Below are 3,995 nucleotides of genomic sequence, written 5' to 3' on the forward strand. Positions count from 1 at the left end.
GCGCTGCTGTCGCACTTCGGCCTGGGCGGCGCATTCGCGAGCATGATGGCGAACGTCATCGTGATCGCGCTGCTTGCGGCGGTCGGTATCTGGCTGATCCGCAAGTTCATGAACCGCCGTCGTCCGCAGGAGCCGGCATACTCGGTCGGCGGCTCGGCGTCGTCGTCGGGCGGCTACTCGCAAAGCCCGTCGTTCCAGCAGGGCAACACCGGCAGCAACTACGCGGGCAGCGGCAGCAACTACGCGAACGAAGCGCAAGGCGTGTTCGGCGGCGGTGCCGCGGCCGCTGGCGCGGCAGCGGCTGCCGGGGCAGCCCCGCTCCAGGTGCCGGCCGGCTTCGACACCGAAGCGTTCCTGCGCAGCTCGAAGGTCTATTTCGTGCGCCTGCAGGCCGCGTGGGACCAGGGCAACCTGGCCGACATCCGCGAGTTCACGACGCCGGAAATGTTCGCCGAGATCAAGATCGACCTCGATTCGCGCGGCAACGAGTCGAACCAGACCGACGTCGTGCAGCTCGACGCGGAACTGGTCGCGATCGAGGATCGCGGCATCGAGCAGTCGGCGAGCGTGCGTTTCCACGGCCTGATCCGCGAATCGGCGAATGCGTCGGCCGCGCCGTTCGACGAGGTGTGGAACCTGTCGAAGTCGGGCAGTCAGGGCTGGCTGCTCGCGGGCATCCAGCAGATCAACACGCACTGAGCGTGTCCGGCGGCCCACGCCGCCGGACACCCGGGCAACGGCCGCCGCACTGCGACCGCTTGCCGCCCGGGTGTGCGGTCAGGCACGGCCTGCCGACGATCCGACGTTACAATAGAAACCCGCGTGGGCGCCCGGCCTGCGCGGGTTTTTTCTTTCCCAGCCCGATGACCTTTGCCGCCAAGCCTTTTGCTGCTGCCGTCAATCACCTGCTCGCCCGCGAATCGTGGGCGCGCGACCGCCTGATTCCGTATGCGGGCAAGACTGCCCGGATCGACGTGCCTCCCGTTACGCTCACGCTGCTGGTGCAGCCCGACGGCTATCTGTCGGCCGTCGACGCGCACGATGCGCAACAGGTCGACGTGTCGATCGCGCTCGCCGGCGACACGGTCGCCGCGTTCCTGCAGGGCGGCCAGGCGGCCGTGATGAAGCACGTGAAGATCGAGGGTGACGCGGAGTTCGCGACGCAGATCGCGAAGCTGGCCGAGCACCTGCGCTGGGAACCTGAAGAAGATCTCGCGAAGCTGGTCGGCGACGCGGCGGCATACCGGATCGCGACGGTCGTGCGCGATGCCGGTGCACGCGCGCGACGCACCGGCCGCAACGTGCTCGATTCCGTCGCCGAATACTGGCTCGACGAGAACCCGCAAGTCGTCCGGCGCGCGTCGCTCGGCGGCTTCGATGCCGAACTGGCGCGCGCACGCGATGCGCTCGCGCGGGTCGAAAAGCGGGTCGAGCGACTCGAACAAAAAATCGGCGCGCGCACGGGTTCCGGCCCGCGCGGCGCGCACTGAGGGGCCGTAGGGCATGCGCATTTTCCGTTTCATCAAGATTGTCTACACCGTCATCCGCTTTGGCCTCGACGAAGTGATGCTGTCCCGGATCGACGACCGGCGTGTGAAGCTGCTGCTGCGGATCACGACGATCGGCCGCCGCTATTCCGATCCGCCTGCCGTGCGGCTGCGCCACGCGCTCGAAAGCCTCGGTCCGATTTTCGTGAAGTTCGGCCAGGTGCTGTCGACCCGCCGCGACCTGCTGTCGGTCGATTTCGCGAACGAACTCGCGAAGCTGCAGGACCAGGTGCCGCCGTTCGATTCGGCGGTTGCGATCGGGATCATCGAGAAGTCGCTCGGTGCGCCGGTCGACGAGTTGTTCGACGAATTCGAGCGCGAGCCGATCGCGAGCGCGTCGATCGCGCAGGTGCATTTCGCGAAGCTGAAGCAGGGCCAGCACGCGGGCAAGGCTGTCGCCGTCAAGGTGCTGCGCCCGAACATGCTGTCCGTGATCGATTCCGACCTCGCGCTGATGCGCGACATCGCGATCTGGACCGAGCGCATGTGGGCCGACGGCCGGCGCTTGAAGCCGCGCGAAGTCGTCGCCGAATTCGACAAGTACCTGCACGACGAGCTCGACCTGATGCGCGAGGCAGCCAATGGCAGCCAGCTGCGCCGCAACTTCGCGGGCCTCGACCTGCTGCTCGTGCCCGAGATGTTCTGGGATTTCTCGACGTCGCAGGTGCTCGTGATGGAGCGCATGACCGGCGTGCCGATCAGCCAGGTCGAGACGCTGCGTTCGGCCGGCGTCGACATCAAGAAGCTCGCGCGTGAAGGCGTCGAGATCTTCTTCACGCAGGTGTTCCGCGACGGTTTCTTCCACGCGGACATGCACCCGGGCAACATCCAGGTCAGCCTCGATCCGAACACGTTCGGCCGCTACGTCGCGCTCGATTTCGGGATCGTCGGCGCACTGTCCGATTTCGACAAGAATTACCTCGCGCAGAACTTCCTCGCGTTCTTCAAGCGCGACTACCACCGCGTCGCGACGCTCCACCTCGAGTCGGGCTGGGTGCCGCCCGAAACGCGCGTCGAGGAGCTCGAAAGCGCGATCCGCGCGGTGTGCGAGCCGTATTTCGACCGTGCGCTGAAGGACATCTCGCTCGGCCAGGTGCTGATGCGCCTGTTCTCGACGTCGCGCCGCTTCAACGTCGAGATCCAGCCGCAGCTCGTGCTGCTGCAGAAGACGATGCTGAACGTCGAGGGGCTCGGCCGCTCGCTCGACCCCGAGCTCGACCTGTGGAAGACCGCGAAGCCGTACCTCGAGCGCTGGATGACCGAGCAGATCGGCCTGCGCGGCTGGTACGAGCGCTTCAAGGTCGAGGCGCCGCAGTGGAGCAAGACGCTGCCGCAACTGCCGCGCCTGATCCATCACGCGATGGCCGCGCGCCATGACGCGCCGCGCGCGGCGAGCGAGGACCTGATGCGGCAGATCCTCGTCGAGCAGAAGCGGACGAACCGGTTGATGCAGGCGCTGCTGATCTTCGGCCTTGCCGTCGGCGTCGGGGCGCTCGTTGCGCGCGTGCTGCTGGCGCTCGCGTACGGCACATGACCGAAAGGAGCAGGGCGATGTCCGATCCGAAGCAACCCGTCACACCGGCAGCCACCGATTTCACGACGCGCGATCCCGGCGACGCATCGTTCTGGGACGAGCGTTTCGAGCGTGGCATGACGCCGTGGGAATTCGGCGGCGTGCCCGACGGTTTCAGCGTGTTCGCGCACCGGCTCGAGCCGTGCGCGGTGCTGATTCCCGGCTGCGGCAGTGCGCAGGAGGCCGGGTGGCTCGCGCAGGCCGGCTGGCCCGTGCGTGCGATCGATTTCGCCGCGCAGGCGGTGGCTGCGGCGAAGGCGCAGCTCGGTGCGCATGCGGGCGTCGTCGAGCAGGCCGATTTCTTCACGTACCGGCCGCCGTTCGACGTGCAGTGGGTGTATGAGCGTGCGTTCCTGTGCGCGCTGCCGCCGGCCATGCGCGCCGGCTATGCGGCGCGCATGGCCGAGCTGCTGCCAACGGACGGCTTGCTGGCCGGCTATTTCTTCCTGATGGCGAAACCGAAGGGGCCGCCGTTCGGAATCGAGCGTGCCGAACTCGATGCGCTGCTCGCGCCGTACTTCGAACTGATCGAGGATTTGCCCGTGACCGATTCGCTGCCCGTGTTCGAAGGGCACGAGCGCTGGCTCACGTGGCGCCGCCGCTGATGCACGCGTGTCGCGGCCATTGCCGGAGCGCGGCAGGGTTTCGGCTATAATTCAAGGTTTTGCAAGCCGTTTCCAGTTTCCGCGGGAAAAATATCATGCCGATCTACGCCTATCGATGCGAAGCGTGTGGTTTCGCGAAGGACGTGCTCCAGAAGATGAGCGACGCGCCGCTGTCGCAGTGTCCGGAATGCGGGAAGGATGCATTTCGCAAGCAGGTCACCGCCGCAGGCTTCCAGCTGAAGGGTTCGGGATGGTATGTCACCGATTTCC

At 66.7% G+C, this 3,995-nt stretch carries 5 protein-coding genes; all 5 read left to right on the forward strand.

Features of this window, described 5'->3' with window-relative positions; translation table 11 throughout:
- On the forward strand, positions 1 to 699 hold a 699-nt coding region (locus tag JYJ84_RS30325), incomplete at its 5' end, for a Tim44 domain-containing protein (protein WP_205189869.1).
- Between the two features lie 164 nt (positions 700 to 863).
- On the forward strand, positions 864 to 1,490 hold the full coding sequence (locus JYJ84_RS30330) for an SCP2 domain-containing protein (RefSeq protein ID WP_006487883.1): 627 nt from the start codon (positions 864 to 866) through the stop codon (positions 1,488 to 1,490).
- A 13-nt stretch (positions 1,491 to 1,503) separates the two neighbouring features.
- Positions 1,504 to 3,081, forward strand: coding sequence for a ubiquinone biosynthesis regulatory protein kinase UbiB (gene ubiB / locus JYJ84_RS30335; RefSeq protein ID WP_043190583.1), 1,578 nt, complete (start codon positions 1,504 to 1,506; stop codon positions 3,079 to 3,081).
- Between the two features lie 17 nt (positions 3,082 to 3,098).
- Positions 3,099 to 3,725, forward strand: coding sequence for an SAM-dependent methyltransferase (locus JYJ84_RS30340; protein ID WP_174955588.1), 627 nt, complete (start codon positions 3,099 to 3,101; stop codon positions 3,723 to 3,725).
- A 95-nt stretch (positions 3,726 to 3,820) separates the two neighbouring features.
- A partial coding sequence (locus tag JYJ84_RS30345; protein ID WP_275890748.1) for an FmdB family zinc ribbon protein occupies positions 3,821 to 3,995 on the forward strand: 175 nt, incomplete at its 3' end.

Origin of the sequence: Burkholderia sp. LMG 13014 (assembly GCF_905232215.1) — a bacterium.
In the GTDB taxonomy this organism is placed as follows: Bacteria; Pseudomonadota; Gammaproteobacteria; order Burkholderiales; family Burkholderiaceae; genus Burkholderia.